Annotated in this window: 19 protein-coding genes and 1 tRNA gene; 11 read left to right on the plus strand and 9 right to left on the minus strand. The window is 58.4% G+C overall.

Annotation, left to right across the window (positions count from 1 at the left end; genetic code table 11):
• Window positions 1-71 precede the first annotated feature (71 nt).
• Entirely contained in the window at window positions 72-1184 is a 1113-nt protein-coding gene (locus ACIP8I_RS05760) for an enoyl-CoA hydratase/isomerase family protein (protein ID WP_400759403.1), read from the plus strand.
• 65 nt (window positions 1185-1249) lie between these two features.
• On the opposite strand, the gene ACIP8I_RS05765 is transcribed toward ACIP8I_RS05760, so the two are convergent.
• Together ACIP8I_RS05765 and ACIP8I_RS05770 are read right to left on the minus strand one after the other, a co-directional pair.
• The gene (locus ACIP8I_RS05765) at window positions 1250-1648 is read right to left on the minus strand and encodes a hypothetical protein (RefSeq protein WP_007963255.1); all 399 of its coding nucleotides are present in this window, start codon (window positions 1646-1648) and stop codon (window positions 1250-1252) included.
• Between the two features lie 179 nt (window positions 1649-1827).
• Window positions 1828-2091, minus strand: a complete 264-nt coding sequence (locus ACIP8I_RS05770; RefSeq protein ID WP_400759405.1) for a hypothetical protein — start codon at window positions 2089-2091, stop codon at window positions 1828-1830.
• 264 nt (window positions 2092-2355) lie between these two features.
• On the opposite strand from ACIP8I_RS05770, the gene ACIP8I_RS05775 reads away from it, so the two are divergent.
• The 7 genes from ACIP8I_RS05775 (at window position 2356) to ACIP8I_RS05805 (ending at window position 7563) form a co-directional block, all read left to right on the plus strand.
• Window positions 2356-2586 (plus strand): cysteine-rich CWC family protein, encoded by a 231-nt coding sequence (locus ACIP8I_RS05775; RefSeq protein ID WP_400759406.1) that lies wholly within the window; start codon window positions 2356-2358, stop codon window positions 2584-2586.
• A gap of 34 nt (window positions 2587-2620) precedes the next feature.
• On the plus strand, window positions 2621-3313 hold the full coding sequence (locus tag ACIP8I_RS05780) for a pseudouridine synthase (protein WP_400759408.1): 693 nt from the start codon (window positions 2621-2623) through the stop codon (window positions 3311-3313).
• A gap of 315 nt (window positions 3314-3628) precedes the next feature.
• Window positions 3629-4513 (plus strand): alpha/beta fold hydrolase, encoded by an 885-nt coding sequence (locus ACIP8I_RS05785; protein WP_400759410.1) that lies wholly within the window; start codon window positions 3629-3631, stop codon window positions 4511-4513.
• 159 nt (window positions 4514-4672) lie between these two features.
• Window positions 4673-4746 (plus strand) — tRNA-Gly (locus ACIP8I_RS05790).
• A 288-nt stretch (window positions 4747-5034) separates the two neighbouring features.
• The gene (locus ACIP8I_RS05795) at window positions 5035-5352 is read left to right on the plus strand and encodes a helix-turn-helix domain-containing protein (RefSeq protein ID WP_003222513.1); all 318 of its coding nucleotides are present in this window, start codon (window positions 5035-5037) and stop codon (window positions 5350-5352) included.
• Complete coding sequence (locus ACIP8I_RS05800; RefSeq protein WP_400759412.1) at window positions 5345-6604, plus strand: type II toxin-antitoxin system HipA family toxin; 1260 nt, start codon at window positions 5345-5347, stop codon at window positions 6602-6604. Before ACIP8I_RS05795 ends, ACIP8I_RS05800 begins: the two co-directional genes overlap by 8 nt.
• Before the next feature lie 230 nt (window positions 6605-6834).
• Entirely contained in the window at window positions 6835-7563 is a 729-nt protein-coding gene (locus tag ACIP8I_RS05805; protein ID WP_400759414.1) for a class I SAM-dependent methyltransferase, read from the plus strand.
• A 126-nt stretch (window positions 7564-7689) separates the two neighbouring features.
• On the opposite strand, the gene tam is transcribed toward ACIP8I_RS05805, so the two are convergent.
• Window positions 7690-8460: a trans-aconitate 2-methyltransferase gene (gene tam, locus ACIP8I_RS05810; protein ID WP_367083592.1), complete on the minus strand. Its 771-nt coding sequence runs from the start codon at window positions 8458-8460 to the stop codon at window positions 7690-7692.
• Window positions 8461-8647: 187 nt separating this feature from the next.
• Between tam and ACIP8I_RS05815 the strand changes: the two genes are divergently transcribed.
• The gene (locus tag ACIP8I_RS05815) at window positions 8648-9058 is read left to right on the plus strand and encodes a low affinity iron permease family protein (RefSeq protein WP_003222503.1); all 411 of its coding nucleotides are present in this window, start codon (window positions 8648-8650) and stop codon (window positions 9056-9058) included.
• A 100-nt stretch (window positions 9059-9158) separates the two neighbouring features.
• On the opposite strand, the gene ACIP8I_RS05820 is transcribed toward ACIP8I_RS05815, so the two are convergent.
• The 6 genes from ACIP8I_RS05820 to ACIP8I_RS05845 form a co-directional block, all read right to left on the minus strand.
• Window positions 9159-9662: a DUF4142 domain-containing protein gene (locus tag ACIP8I_RS05820; protein ID WP_027614439.1), complete on the minus strand. Its 504-nt coding sequence runs from the start codon at window positions 9660-9662 to the stop codon at window positions 9159-9161.
• 75 nt (window positions 9663-9737) lie between these two features.
• Window positions 9738-9896 (minus strand): KGG domain-containing protein, encoded by a 159-nt coding sequence (locus ACIP8I_RS05825; protein WP_003222499.1) that lies wholly within the window; start codon window positions 9894-9896, stop codon window positions 9738-9740.
• Window positions 9897-10014: 118 nt separating this feature from the next.
• Complete coding sequence (locus tag ACIP8I_RS05830; protein WP_367083589.1) at window positions 10015-11364, minus strand: diguanylate cyclase domain-containing protein; 1350 nt, start codon at window positions 11362-11364, stop codon at window positions 10015-10017.
• 79 nt (window positions 11365-11443) lie between these two features.
• On the minus strand, window positions 11444-12082 hold the full coding sequence (locus ACIP8I_RS05835) for a LysE family translocator (RefSeq protein WP_007963245.1): 639 nt from the start codon (window positions 12080-12082) through the stop codon (window positions 11444-11446).
• Window positions 12083-12142: 60 nt separating this feature from the next.
• A complete protein-coding gene (fos, locus tag ACIP8I_RS05840; RefSeq protein WP_400759418.1) occupies window positions 12143-12559 on the minus strand; it encodes a fosfomycin resistance glutathione transferase in 417 nt (138 codons plus the stop codon).
• Window positions 12560-12563: 4 nt separating this feature from the next.
• On the minus strand, window positions 12564-13280 hold the full coding sequence (locus tag ACIP8I_RS05845; RefSeq protein WP_400759420.1) for a hypothetical protein: 717 nt from the start codon (window positions 13278-13280) through the stop codon (window positions 12564-12566).
• 107 nt (window positions 13281-13387) lie between these two features.
• On the opposite strand from ACIP8I_RS05845, the gene ACIP8I_RS05850 reads away from it, so the two are divergent.
• Together ACIP8I_RS05850 and ACIP8I_RS05855 are read left to right on the plus strand one after the other, a co-directional pair.
• On the plus strand, window positions 13388-13627 hold the full coding sequence (locus ACIP8I_RS05850; RefSeq protein ID WP_103485684.1) for a CopG family ribbon-helix-helix protein: 240 nt from the start codon (window positions 13388-13390) through the stop codon (window positions 13625-13627).
• Window positions 13617-13901: a type II toxin-antitoxin system RelE/ParE family toxin gene (locus tag ACIP8I_RS05855; RefSeq protein ID WP_367083582.1), complete on the plus strand. Its 285-nt coding sequence runs from the start codon at window positions 13617-13619 to the stop codon at window positions 13899-13901. Before ACIP8I_RS05850 ends, ACIP8I_RS05855 begins: the two co-directional genes overlap by 11 nt.
• The last annotated feature ends 4 nt before the right edge of the window (window positions 13902-13905 follow it).

The raw sequence follows: 13905 nt of genomic DNA on the forward strand, positions 1-13905 counted from the left end.
ATCTGACGCAGATCCGGCACTTTCCCACACAGCGATCATACTGAACGCTCAAATTCCCGATCGAGGTCACGATGAATCTGCACTTCGAAGAACTCACCGGCACCGACGGCGCTCGCCTCGGGATCGCCAGCCTGGATGCTGAAAAGTCGCTCAACGCGCTGTCCTTGCCGATGATCAACGCCCTGAGCGACAAACTGAACGCCTGGGCCAAGGATTCACAAATCGTCTGCGTGCTGCTGCGCGGCAACGGTGCCAAGGCGTTCTGCGCCGGCGGCGAGGTGCGCAGTCTGGTGGAAGCCTGCCGCGCCCACCCCGGCGAAGTCCCGCCACTGGCCGCACAGTTTTTCGCCGCCGAGTATCGCCTGGACTACAACCTGCACACCTACCCCAAACCGCTGATCTGCTGGGGCCACGGTTACGTGCTCGGCGGCGGCATGGGCCTGTTGCAAGGCGCGAGCACCCGAATTGTCACGCCGAGCAGTCGCCTGGCGATGCCGGAGATCACCATTGGTCTGTACCCGGACGTGGGCGCCAGCTGGTTTCTGTCACGGTTGCCGGGCAAGCTCGGTCTGTTTCTTGGCCTGACCGGCGCGCACATGAACGGGCGCGATGCCATCGATCTGGATCTGGCCGATCGCTTCCTGCTTGAAGAACAGCAACCGCAACTGATCGAAGGCCTGCTGCAACTGAATTGGCAGGAACAGACCGACATGCAGCTCAACAGTCTGTTCAAGGCCCTGCAACAGGAAGCCGTGGGGCAGATGCCCGAAGCGCAGTGGTTGCCGCGCCGTCAGCAGATCGACGAACTGCTCGACGTCAGCGACGTCACCTGCGCCTGGAAAGCCATCAGCCTGCAACGCGACAGCAGCGACCCGCTGATCGCCCGCGCCGCGAACACCCTGAGCGAAGGCTCGCCGCTGACCGCGCATCTGGTCTGGGAACAGATCCTCCGCGCTCGCTACCTGTCGCTGGCCGAAGTGTTTCAGATGGAATACACCCTGAGCCTCAATTGCTGCCGGCACCCGGAATTCAGCGAAGGCGTGCGCGCACGATTGATAGACAAGGATCAGAAACCGCACTGGCATTGGCCGGACATCAATAACGTCCCGGAGGCGGTGGTCGAGGCGCATTTTCACAAGGTCTGGGAAGGTCGGCATCCGTTGGCCGATTTGACGGTTTACTGATTGCCCGGCAAATCGCAGGCACAAAAAAGCGGCGCTCAATGCGCCGCTTTTTTGTTTGCGGATGATTACCAGCGACCGCCTCGCCCGCCGTGGTCACCGCGGTTACCGTGATGGTCACGGCCGCCACGGTCACGATCCCAACCCCCACCACGGTGACCGTCCCAACGGCCACGATCATTGTCGTGCCAGCGGCGGCTCTCGTAGTAGCGCGGCGCTGGTTGGTAGTAACGTGGCGCCGAGTAATAACGCGGAGCCGGTTGGTAGTAACGCGGGGCCGCCTGGTAGTAGCGCGGGGCCGAGTAGTAGGTGCTGCCACCGCTGTAATAGGTGCCGCCAGTGTTGTAGTACGCCGGAGCGGGTGAGGTGTAGACCTCTGAGCTGTAATAACTGTCTGCGTAGGAGTAGGGAGCGCAACCGGCAACGGAAAACATCATCGCAGCAAGTAGAAGAATTCGTCGATACATGGCGGCCTCCTGGACCGCGGGTAGCCGCACCAGCGACGCTGGCAGGCATCAGTCGTTTATTCGGTGACTGACGAAACATCTGACAGCGTTTTCCGAATCTGGTGCGCTTTCGTAACAAGTTGAAACATGTGATTGATGAAATCCTGTTCATTTGGAAAACACTTTCATTCAACCGCCGATCAGTGGTGCCCGCCGTGATAACCGCCGCCGTGATAACCGCGTCCATAACCACCGCGATAACCGTAGCCGCCATAGTAATAATGCCCGCCACCGTAGTAGCGCGGTCCGTAATAACCGCCGTAGTAATACGGCGAATAATAGCCGGGGTAGTAGTAAGTGGCGGGGTAAGCGTCGTAAGGCCCGGCGTAGTAATAACAACCGGACAGACCCAGGCCGAGCACCGCTCCCAACAGCACCCGGCGCAACAGTTTTGAATTACCCATGACGGCCTCCTGAAAGACCCACGACCGCAGCAGGACAGCGCAGCCGACACAGTTTTTGACTGTCAGGTCCGGGGCGAGTGCCGGGCGCGGAAAGGCTTCAGATCAGCGGCGTCAGTCACACTGAAAATCCTCTGTGGTAGCAGGTTTGCTCCCACAGTTGGCCTGCGAGCTTGCACAGGCTACCGTCCCGGGCCGATCATGCGATGCAACGGGCCAAGCAAACCGGCCGTAACCGCACCTGCGTGGAAATGCCTCACCCGACTTATGCCTGATTCCGACACTAAACCCGACCTCTGCCCGGCCTGCGGCGCCCGCAACGACTGCAGCCTTGCCGACCCGCGCAACGCTGACCGAGCCTGCTGGTGCTACGGCGTGAGCATTGATCCGGCAGTCCTCGAGGCGCTGCCAGCGGCGCTGCGCGACAAATCCTGCCTATGCCCGCGCTGCGCTCAGGTCGAAGCGCAACTGCAAGCAGCGGCTCGGCCAATCCCGTAAGATGCGCGACCCTTTTTTCCGCCGATTCCTGACCATGCGCGTCGACCGTTTTCTCAGCAACCTGCCCCGCTATAACCGTCAGCAGGTTCGCCTGTTGCTGGTGGAAAAGCGTGTGCGGATCGACGGAAAAGTCGTCAGCGACCCGCACAGCGAAGTGCTGGAGTTCAGCCGCGTCGAAGTCGACGAAGAAGTCCTGCAACTCGGCAAACCGGCGCGCTACTTCATGCTGCACAAACCGCCCGGCTGCGTCAGCGCCACCCGCGATCCGCAACACCCGACCGTGCTCGATCTGATCGATGAGCCGGACAAGGACGACCTGCACATCGCCGGGCGCCTCGACTTCAACACCACCGGGCTGATGCTGATCACCAACGATGGCAGCTGGTCGCGACGCCTGACCCAACCGCAGACCAAACTGCCGAAGGTCTATTACGTCGAGACCGAACAGCAGATCGGGCCGCAATACGCCCTCACGTTTGCCGAGGGCATCTACTTCGCTTTCGAAAACCTGACCACGCAACCGGCGCGACTCGAAGTGCTCGGCCCGCGAGTGGCGCGCCTGAGTATCATCGAGGGTCGCTACCATCAGGTGAAGCGCATGTTTGGTCACTTCAACAACAAAGTCTTGCGCCTGCACCGCGAATCCATGGGCCCGCTGTCGCTGGATAACGCGCTAAAACCGGGCGAGTACCGCGCTTTGCGCACCGAAGAGATCCATTTGTTCTAAGCCGGCGACCGCTCAGCAGAAGTTGTCGAACAATTTACCAACGGCACTTGCGCGATCCCGCTCCCACTGCTTGAATCAGGACGTCGGCCAAATTGTGACCGATGAGTCACAACATACTTCCAAGAAACTTTTTGCCGGTCGTCAGCCCTTGGGTTGCGCCTCAGCCGGCAGACTGCCCGCCAATAACAACACCCGTCGACCGCAGTCATGGATCGACATGGGCCAAGCACATTCCAGGCGTATGCCTACCTGTCACAAAGCTCGTGCAATCTCTATTTGCGCGCATACCCGCTTGCTTGCCAGGAGTCTTATGACATGAGGCCAGAAATCGCTGTGCTGGATATACAGGGTCAGTATCGGGTTTACACGGAGTTCTATCGCGCAGACGCCGCAGAAAAGACCATCATCCTGGTCAACGGCTCGATGGCCACGACTGCGTCGTTTGCACAGACTGTGAAAAACCTGCACCCGCAATTCAACGTGGTTTGCTACGACCAACCCTACGCGGGCAAGTCGAAAATCCACAACCGTCACGAGAAACATCTGACCAAGGAAGTCGAAGGGCTGATCTTGCTGGAGTTGATCGACCATTTCGGCGCCGAACACGTGCTGTCGTTTTCCTGGGGTGGTGCGGCGACTCTGGTTGCCCTGTCCCACCAGCCGCGGCGTATCGAGAAAGCCGTGATCAGCTCGTTCTCGCCGGTGATCAACGCACACATGCTTGATTACCTTGAGCGCGGTGTCGATTACCTCGGCCAGCGTGACGGCGACCGCGTCGGGCACCTGGTCAACAGCACTATCGGCAAACACCTGCCGTCACTGTTCAAGCGCTTCAACTATCGCCACGTCAGCAGCCTGGCCGAGCACGAATACGGGCAGATGCACTTCCACATCAATGACGTACTGCACAGCGATCGTCAGTGCTATTTGAATGCCGCGAAGAAGATCAACGTGCCGGTGCTGTTCCTCAACGGCGAATGGGATGAATACACCGCCGCCGAAGACGCCCGGATATTCGGCAACCATGTGGCGCACAGCACCTTCACCACGCTGCAGGCCACCGGCCACTTCCTCGACATGGAGCACAAGGCTGCGTGCCGCGATAGCCAGAACGCCCTGCTCGGTTTCCTGAAACCGTCACAACAGTCGAGCCGAACGCGCTACTCGTTCGTCCAGGATCACCATGCATTGGCCATTTGAAAAAGCGTCGGCGCGTGCGAGTCTGTGGGGCTGAAAAACCAGCATGGACTGTCCTGCAGATTCGCCCGCGGATGACCGTTTTCAATGCTGTAACGCGCTGCGAGCAAAAGAAAAACTTCAAATCTGCGCCCGACTCTGGTACAAAGTCAGCCGCTCTGAGCGGGTATAGTTTAGTGGCAAAACGAAAGCTTCCCAAGCTTTAGTTGAGGGTTCGATTCCCTCTACCCGCTCCACTCAATCAGGTCTCACGTTGTGTCATGACGGGGGATGCAGGAACAGAAAAAACCGGCCTACAGGGCCGGTTTTTTTGTGTCCGGGATTTTGTGGGAAGGCACCATGAATGATGATTCTCCTGACTCGGACCTCTCCTCAACCAAATTTGAATAATTCCATTTTTCTGTGGGTTATTGCGATTTTTAAAAGATAAGCCACAATAAACAGGAATAACGCATGGATGACAAATTCCTGGATAAATCCAGAATTACCGGGTTTAAAGTAGCTTTTGAGGTGTAAGACCCATTATGTTGGATTTGAGCCTTAGCAAGCCAAGTGAGATCGTCAAGCGGATCTGTGAACGCCTGCGCACTGATCGACTCGCTCTGGAGATGACACAAGCAGATGTGGCCGCACGTGCCGGCATCGGAACCAACACGGTATCCAATCTTGAGGCCGGGCGTAATGTGGGCTTCGAAAATCTGGTGCGCGTCGCCATGGTACTTGGACGCAGCAAGGAACTCGAAAACCTGTTCTTGCCAAAGCTTGAAACTCTGGACGACATCCTGCGCTACGAAAACAGTGCCAAGCGTTACCGCATCAAAAGGAAATCCGACAATGCTTGAGAAAGTAGACGTCTACTACGAGGGTTGGGGTGACCATTGGCGGTGGGGCACACTGGCTTCCACCGCAGCGCTGACCGGCCGTCCGCTGGTGGTGTTTGAGTACAGCGACGAAGCGAAAAAAAGAGGACTCGAACTTTCGTCCCTGAAACTTCCTTTACAAGGCGCAAAATTAAGCCGGGATTTCCCGCAACATCAGTTGGGATTGCCAGGCCCCGTCTATGACTCGCTGCCCGACGGTTGGGGCATGCTGCTGATGGATCGTCTATTCAAACGTCGCGGCCTGAATCCCGCACGCATCGGCCCCTTGGAGCGACTGGCCTACATTGGCAACAATGCCATGGGCGCCATGTCGTTCAAGCCTGTGGCGCCTGAGGTGCTAGAACCGCAGATGCATGTTCCCATTGAATTGCTTGCAGCCGAAGTGCAACAAGTGCTCAAAGGTGAAGGGGGTGAGCTTCTTCAGAAGTTGTTGCTGGTGGGAGGATCTCCGCAAGGTGCCAGACCAAAAGCTCTGGTCTATCGCGATCCTGATACCGGGACGTTCACCACTGCCGCCACTCCGGCTTTTGAAGCATGGCTGGTGAAATTCCCGGCCCAGCACGAACACCCCGAAGTGTGCGCTATCGAAATGGTTTATGCCGAGTGCTTGCGCCTCTGCGGCATTCAAACACCAGACACGCAATACTTCAGTCTGTCAGACGGAATGGCTGCCTTCGCCAGCAGACGGTTTGATCGACAGGACGGACTACGCGTCCCCATGCAGAGTCTCGCAGCCTTTACCGGTGCAGATTTTCGCTCTCCTGGGGCATTGGACTATGTCAACTTCCTGCGCGCCACCCAAAGATGTACCAATGATGTACGTGAAAAAGCACGGGCGTTCGAGCGTGCTGTTTTCAACGTCGCGTTCCACAACCGGGATGATCATCCCAAGAACTTTGCCTACACCATGTCGCGAGCTGGCGATTGGAAACTAGCCCCGGCCTACGATGTGACCTTTTGCGAGGGGCCGGGTGGGTATCACCAGATGGATGTGATGGGCGAAGCGCTGGAAATCGACCGAAAGGCCATGCTTGGACTGGCAGAAGAAGCGGAGGTTGGTGCCTATGAGGCAGGAGTTATCATTGAGCGCTTTTGCGACGTATCCAGCCAATTCTCGACTGTGGCAAATGATCGTTATCCTGGCGTGATCACTCAGGAAACCCTGCGTACCATTCAAAGCCGAATTGATCACAACATCAAGTTGTTGCGATGACTGCATATCCTTGCAAATCACACTTTTTGAAACCCTGAAGATTTTTCCGACATTACAGATCCACAACACACCCACGGTTCTCACCGTCCCCACGACCCGCTAGCATTTCCACCTCACCCACCACCCTCCCCCCTGCGCGTCCATCGACGAATACGCGTTTTGACTTTCGAGGGACTCCATGGCGCGGCCACCTTGCCGCTGATGACCGAACTCAAAAGAGCACTTCCCCCATGACGCAAAACATTTACGACGACCCCGAATTTTTTCACGGTTACAGCCAGATGAACCGTTCAATCGGCGGCCTCGATGCTGCGCCGGAGTGGCCGGCACTCAAGGCTTTGCTGCCATCGATACACGATTTGCATGTGGTCGACCTCGGCTGCGGCTATGGCTGGTTCAGCCGATGGGCCAGTGAGCACGGTGCCGCCCATGTACTGGGGCTGGATGTCTCGGAAAAGATGCTCGAGCGGGCGTGCGAAACCACTGCGGCGGCGAACATCCGCTATGAACGCGCCGATCTTGAGCATCTCGACTTGCCGGCCTGCAGTTTCGATCTGGCCTACAGTTCGCTGGCGCTGCATTACATCAAGGACCTGCCAGGGTTGTTCGCTCGTCTGTACGTAGCGTTGAAACCGGGTTCGCATTTTGTGTTCTCCATCGAACACCCGATCTTCATGGCCCCGCGCAATCCGGGCTGGCTGGTCGACAGCGACGGTCACAAGCGCTGGCCGCTGGACAGTTATCAAATGGAAGGCGAGCGGGTGACCCACTGGCTGGCCGACGGGGTGATCAAGCAGCATCGCACGATTGGCACGCTGTTGAATTCGTTGATCGCGGCGGGCTTTGCCATTCGCCATGTCAATGAATGGGGGCCGAGCGATGCGGAGGTGGCGGCGCAACCGGCGCTGGCGGAAGAGCGGGAGCGGCCGATGATGATGTTGGTGGCGGTGCAGCGCTAACTCGCGAAACATGCATTGTGGCGAGGGAGCTTGCTCCCGCTGGGGCGCGAAGTGCCCCGAAGCCCTTGGGCCTGCTTCGCAGTCCAGCGGGAGCAAGCTCCCTCGCCACAGAATTGTTGTTTGCCCTTAGCGAGTCGCGACGATAAATAGCCGAGGAAACGGCAACAGCACCGAACCATCCGGCAACGCCGGATACGCCTCTGCAACGGCCGCCAGGTACTGCTGCAGATACTGCGTCTGCTCCTCTTCGCTCAGCGGGCTCAGAAACGGAATCAAGCCACTGCCCTTGAACCACTCCACGATCCCCGCCGCTCCACCTGACAACTGATGGTGATAGGTAGTACGCCACACATCGACCCGCGAACAGTGCGGACGCAACATCGAGAAGTATTCGCTGGCACTCGCCATGTCGGTGCGCTGCCCGGCGGCGCCGGCGAGTTTCGCGGCCCATGGGCCATTGGCGGCGACTTCGCGCATCAGTCGATGGGAAGGCTCGTTGAGGTTGTCCGGCATCTGGATCGCCAGACTGCCACCGTCCGAAAGCTTACCCGCCAACGCCGGCAGCAACGTCGCGTGATCCGGCACCCACTGCAGCACGGCGTTGGCGAAGATCACATCGAACGGCCCTTGATCCGCCCAACTATCGATTTGCGCGACCTCGAACTGCAACTGCGGCAGCCGCTTGCGCGCCGCGTCAATCATGTCCGCCGAGCTGTCCAGCCCTCGGACCTGCGCCTGCTCGAAACGCTGCACCAGCAGTTCGGTAGAGTTACCCGGGCCACAACCGATATCGACCACCGATCGCGCCTGAACCGTGGGAATCGCCGCCAGCAGATCACGGGCCGGGCGGGTGCGTTCATCTTCGAAAGCGACGTATTGTCTGGCGGACCAACTCATTGCGTTCTCCTGTCGGGACATTCCTGCGGTTCGTCACAATACAGGCAGCGCTGCGGACAGTTCCAGAGAGGCTTATTGCAAGGGATGTCTTCACCCTCACAATTTTTGGCAGACGTCATTTGTAAGTAGAATTTTCATCGCGCCCCGGATGTCTGAATTTCAAGCTCTCCCAATAAGGAACACCGCAATGAAATTCGCGAAAATCTCCCAGACCCTGGCTCTCTGGGCCGGTAGCCCGAAAACGTTCATGGGCGCATTGATCCTGATTTTTCTGTGGGGGTTGAGTGGGCCGATTTTTCATTTCAATGACACCTGGCAACTGATAATCAACACCTCAACCACGATCATCACCTTTCTGATGGTGTTCCTGATCCAGAACACGCAGAACCGCGATACCGACATCCTGCACCTGAAGCTTGATGAGTTGCTGCGGGTGAATAAAGAAGCGCAGAACGCGATGCTCGGGCTGGAATCGCTGGATCTCAAACAACTCGAGGCGTTGCGCAAGCATTACCGCAGCCTGGGGGAAAGCGAGGTGTTCAATCTTGATGGGCTGGGGGAGAAGAGCAAGCCGAAGCAGGATTTGAATGACTGCTAAGTAAAGTTGAACAAAGCAAAAGATCGCAGCCTGCGACAGCTCCTACAGGGAATGGTGTAGGAGCTGCCGCAGGCTGCGATCTTTTGATTGGCAAGTAGTATCAGCGGCTGGCTTGCAGCGCTCGCGCCATTTCCAGATGGCTTTGCAGTTTTGGCAGTGTCTCGTCGGCAAAGGCCTTGATTTCCGGCACGTCGGTCGACTGCGCTTCCTGCTGAATCTGCTGGATCGCTTCTTCGGTCGCTTTCACTTGGCTCGCGGCGTAGGCCTGATCGAAGGTTTCGCCGTCTTTAACCTGCGGGATCATGGTCTTGGCCTTGTCGGCGATTTCTTCACGGGGCGCGACCGGCAGATCGAGTTTCTTCGCGATCTTCGCCAGATGCTGGTTGGCCGTGGTGCGGTCATTGATCACGACGATGGTGTAATCCTTGACCTCTTTGGATTCGGATTTCTGGTGCGCCAGACGACTGGCTTCGATGTCGGCCATGCCTTTGGCGGACGCATCGTTGATGAAGTCGGCAGGCGACTGGGCGAATGCTGTGCCCGCGAACAAACCCAACAGCGTGGCAAAACTGAAACGACGTATCTGGGTGGCCATCCGGCTCATGGTCGCGCCCTCCTATCTCTGCAAATTCAAGCGGGGGCTTGCGCCCCCGCCTCTCAATCAAAACTACCTCACCGACTACTTCGACTTCTGAGCTGGCTTGCGGCCCATTTCGGTTTTCGCAGGCTCTTTGTCGACTGTCGTGGTGGTGGTTTTCCCACCTTTGCGACCGGCTTCAGAGGCCTTCGTTCGATCGTTGGCGAAGTTTCCCGAGTTCGAGTTTCTTGAATTAGGCATGATTCTCTTCCTCTTGGTATTGATCGTTGGCGAGCAGGTGCCCGCCTAGATTGAGAATTGCCGGACTGCCAAAGGTTTAGAAAAGTTGCCCGCGCCGCGACGAACGGCGCGCACTGGCTCAGTTATCCACCGCCCGATGATTGAGGCGTTTGGCAGTGTACATCGCCTGGTCGGCATGCCGGAACAGTTGCTGTTCCTCGCTGCCATGTTCGGGATAACGGGCCACACCGATGCTCGGTTCGATGTGCAGGTTGTGACCGTCCAGGCGCATCGGCTTCATCAGTACCTGGCGGATTTTTCCGGCGACGATGTCGGCGTCTTCAGCGGCGTGAACGCTGTGCAACAGCACCACGAATTCGTCGCCACCGATGCGCGCCACGGTATCGGTATCGCGTACGCAGCCCTTGAGCCGGCTCGCCACCGTTTGCAGCAGCATGTCGCCGACCGCATGGCCAAATGTGTCGTTGACCTGTTTGAAGCGATCCAGATCGACGTACAGCAGCGCCATGTTTCCCGAGGTTTCGCGGGCAGCAGCCAACGCAGCCTTGAGGCGCTCTTTGAGCAATCCGCGATTGGGCAGCTGGGTCAGTTGATCGTACTGCGCCATGCGCTTGAGCCGCGCGTGCAGTTGCTGACGCTCGATCGCGGTCGCGACCTGGGCGCAGACGTATTGCAGCAATTCCTTGTCCTGCTCGGTGTAACGCTCGCCGCCCGGCAGACTTTTGACGATCAGCGCACCGATGGTGCCGTTCTTCGAATTCAGCGGCACACCGAGCCAGCAGGGTGAGTCCTGCCCCGTCACCAGCGCGGCGAAGTCGGGCGAGGCGTCGGGGCTGTCCGGCGTCAGCAGAATCGGCTGACCGCTGCGGATGACCTCCGTACACAAACGCCCGGTGACGGTGCCCGGTTGCTCGGGCTGCAATTCGTGGTCATCGACGTGATAGGGAAAATTCAACTGCGCACAGTGCTCGTCGTACAGCGCCACGGAGAAATTCAGCGCCGGCAACCATTCGCCGATGATCAGGTGGATGCGTTTGAACAGCGCCAGCAAGTCTTCGGCGACATGCGCCGCCTCGGAAATCGCATACAGCGCAGCCTGACGCGATTCCGCCTGCTTGCGCTCGGTGATGTCGCGGGCCACGGCGATGCGCAGCTGATCGACCTCCGACCAGCGCGCCGACCAGAGGATGTTGACGATGCGGCCATCCTTGCGCACGTAACGATTTTCGAAATTGTGCTTGGGTTCGCCACCCATGATGTCGCGGGCGGCAGCGAGAGTGCGCTGACGGTCTGCGGGATGCACCAGCTCGATCATTTGCCGGCCGATCAGTTCTTCAGGGGTATAACCGAAAATACGCTCGCAGGCGGCGCTGACAAAAACGAAACGGCCCTGCCTGTCCACCGCACAGACGGCATCCAGCAACAGGTCCATGTAACTCGCCAGCGGCGCGGAATTTCGGCTTTCCATGGTTCAGCGTGGATGTCCGGACAATGCAGCACTGATCAACCATCCCTGACCCTTTGTTCACGCATCCCTGCACACAACTTCAAGCCTTGTTCGGCAGCAATCCCGGCAGCGCATGCACCAGCGCATTGATGGCAAAACCGATAAACATCACGCCACACAACCGCGTGATCATCAGCTCATGGCGCTGATACAGCGTGCGTACCCGTTGGGCGCCGACAACGCCGATCAAGATAGCGTAAGCCAGCAATCCGCCGAAGAAGCTCAGGGCGATCAGCGCCGGCAGCATCGACCAGTTGAGCAGTTCGGCACGGCTCGACAGCAGCGCAGTAAAGGTCGCCACCGCCACCGGGTAAGCCTTGGGATTGGTCAGGCCGAACAGGATGCCGTGCCAGAACGGCTGACGCGCTGCGCCTTGCGGCTGGTCATCACTGCGCCGTTTGGCCCGCACTGCACGCCAGCCGAGCCAGAACAGGTACAAGCCGCTGAGCACGCCGAGCACATCGAACGCGGTACTGCCGATCTCGCGGGCGCCGACGATGGCGATCAGCGCGGTGCTGCACCAGACCACATCACCGAGCAGGTGGCCGCAAAGAAACCCGGCCCCGGCCCGCCGGCCATGCGCCGCGCCGATGCCGAACACCGCCAGAACGCCAGGCCCTGGCGTGATGCCGTAAATGAAACCCGAGGCCAGAACGGCCATTAGCAGCGATGGAGTCATGAAAAACCTGCTGTCGCCAGTACAAATGATGGCCAGTCTATATCAGCCCAATGTGTCTGATCACGACGCGTCGTAAAAACGCATGCCCGAGTACGGTTTCAACCGACAGGCTGCCAGTCGCGAAGCCAGATTGCCGACGTGAGCCTCCAGCTTGTGGCCATCGGGATCCAGGAAGTAGAACGACGCACCTTCGCTGCGGTTGTCGCGCCATTCCCGAATGTTCGCCGCTTTTAGCTTCTGCACAAACGAGGGAAAATCTGCCTCAGCGAGGCTGAACGCGTAATGGGTGTAGTCGACGGATGGCTCGGCGCTGCGCTGCGCATCCAGCGACAGACACAACCACAGCCCCGGCAGCGACAGGTACGCACCGGCATCCCATGTCGCTTCGACGCGCAGACCCAACACATCGCGATAGAACGCCAGGCTGCGGGGCAAATCGCTGACAGCGAGGGTCAGGTGGTTGAGACCGGTGAGCATGGGATCAATAACCTCTGAGGTCTTCAGGAACGTTGTACTGCTGGCCATCGTACGTCAGGGTGTTCTGCTTTTTCTTCAGCTCGGTGTTAGTCGATATGCACTGATTGCCGGCCTTTTTGTTTTTCATTTTGCTGCCGCTGGTGGTGACGATCAGATCGGCGAAACCATTGTGGCTCGTTGGAGCGATCTCGAGCGTCCGGCGGATTTTTTTGCTGTAGCCCTCGCAGTCATTTACGAACTCACCGTTGTCCTTGAAGACCACCAGGCCTTCAAGCACCGGACGTAACTCGTCACCCTCGCGCACATACAGCGCCAGATCGGTTTTCTCGTAGGGAATGGCCTGGGAACTGTGGACAAACTTTGCGCGCAGACCAAAAGCGCGAATATCCGGCGTCAATCGGTAGCGCGCCGTGTCGATGCGCACATCATCCAGGCGCACGGCATCGGAGTTGTAGGCGCCCGGCTTACGGTAGGTGGCAATGGGTTTGGCGTTGCTCGCGTTGAGGAGCGCCAGGTCCAGATCGAACGCCCCGGCATCGTCGCCACCGGAATCGGCAAGATAGGTGGATTTGACCGAAATCGCCTGACTCGGAAACGCCGGCCAGACATTGCAGCGCGACATGGATTTGCCGTCGAAGCTCTTGGTTGTGCAGGCGGCGTGGGCCTGGGTGGTGATGGCCATAAATGCAAAAGCCAGGATGAAGGTGTTTCTGCAGGTCATGTTTCTTCCTTGATAAAGTCTTGTGCGCAACCGTTAGACGAATGGCGGGCCGGGACAAGTATGACGCTGTAGTATGTTGCACTACAAATCACTACACCGAGATCATCATGTCCGTCATGTCTTTGCGGCTTCCCGACGAAATTGCAGATACGCTGGCCAACCTCGCCAAAGCGACCGGGCGCAGCAAGTCTTATCTGGCAGTCGATGCATTGCGCGAATACCTGGCGCGCGAAGCCTGGCAAATTGAAGAAATCCAAAAAGCGCTGAACGAAGCCGATGCCGGTGATTTCGCTTCTGCCGATGACGTCAGGGCGATCGCCAACAAATGGAATGCCAATGCGCGTTGAGTGGCTGCGTACCGCACTCAGGAATCTCGATGACGAAGCGGCCTACATCGCGATTGAAAATCCGCAGGCAGCCTCAGAGTTTGTTCAAGCCATTCTCGACTGCGTCGATCACCTTGCCCGCTTTCCTGCCTCCGGGCGCGAGGGACGTTTGCCCGGAACCAGAGAGTGGGCGCTCCCTGATCGCCCCTATCTGATTCCGTACCGGGTTCGTCAGGGCCGACTTCAGGTTCTGCGCGTCTTCCATACTCGCAGGCTTCCTCCGCGCACGTGGTAGGCCA

Source organism: Pseudomonas sp. NPDC088414 (genome assembly GCF_044753325.1).
Lineage (GTDB): Bacteria > Pseudomonadota > Gammaproteobacteria > Pseudomonadales > Pseudomonadaceae > Aquipseudomonas.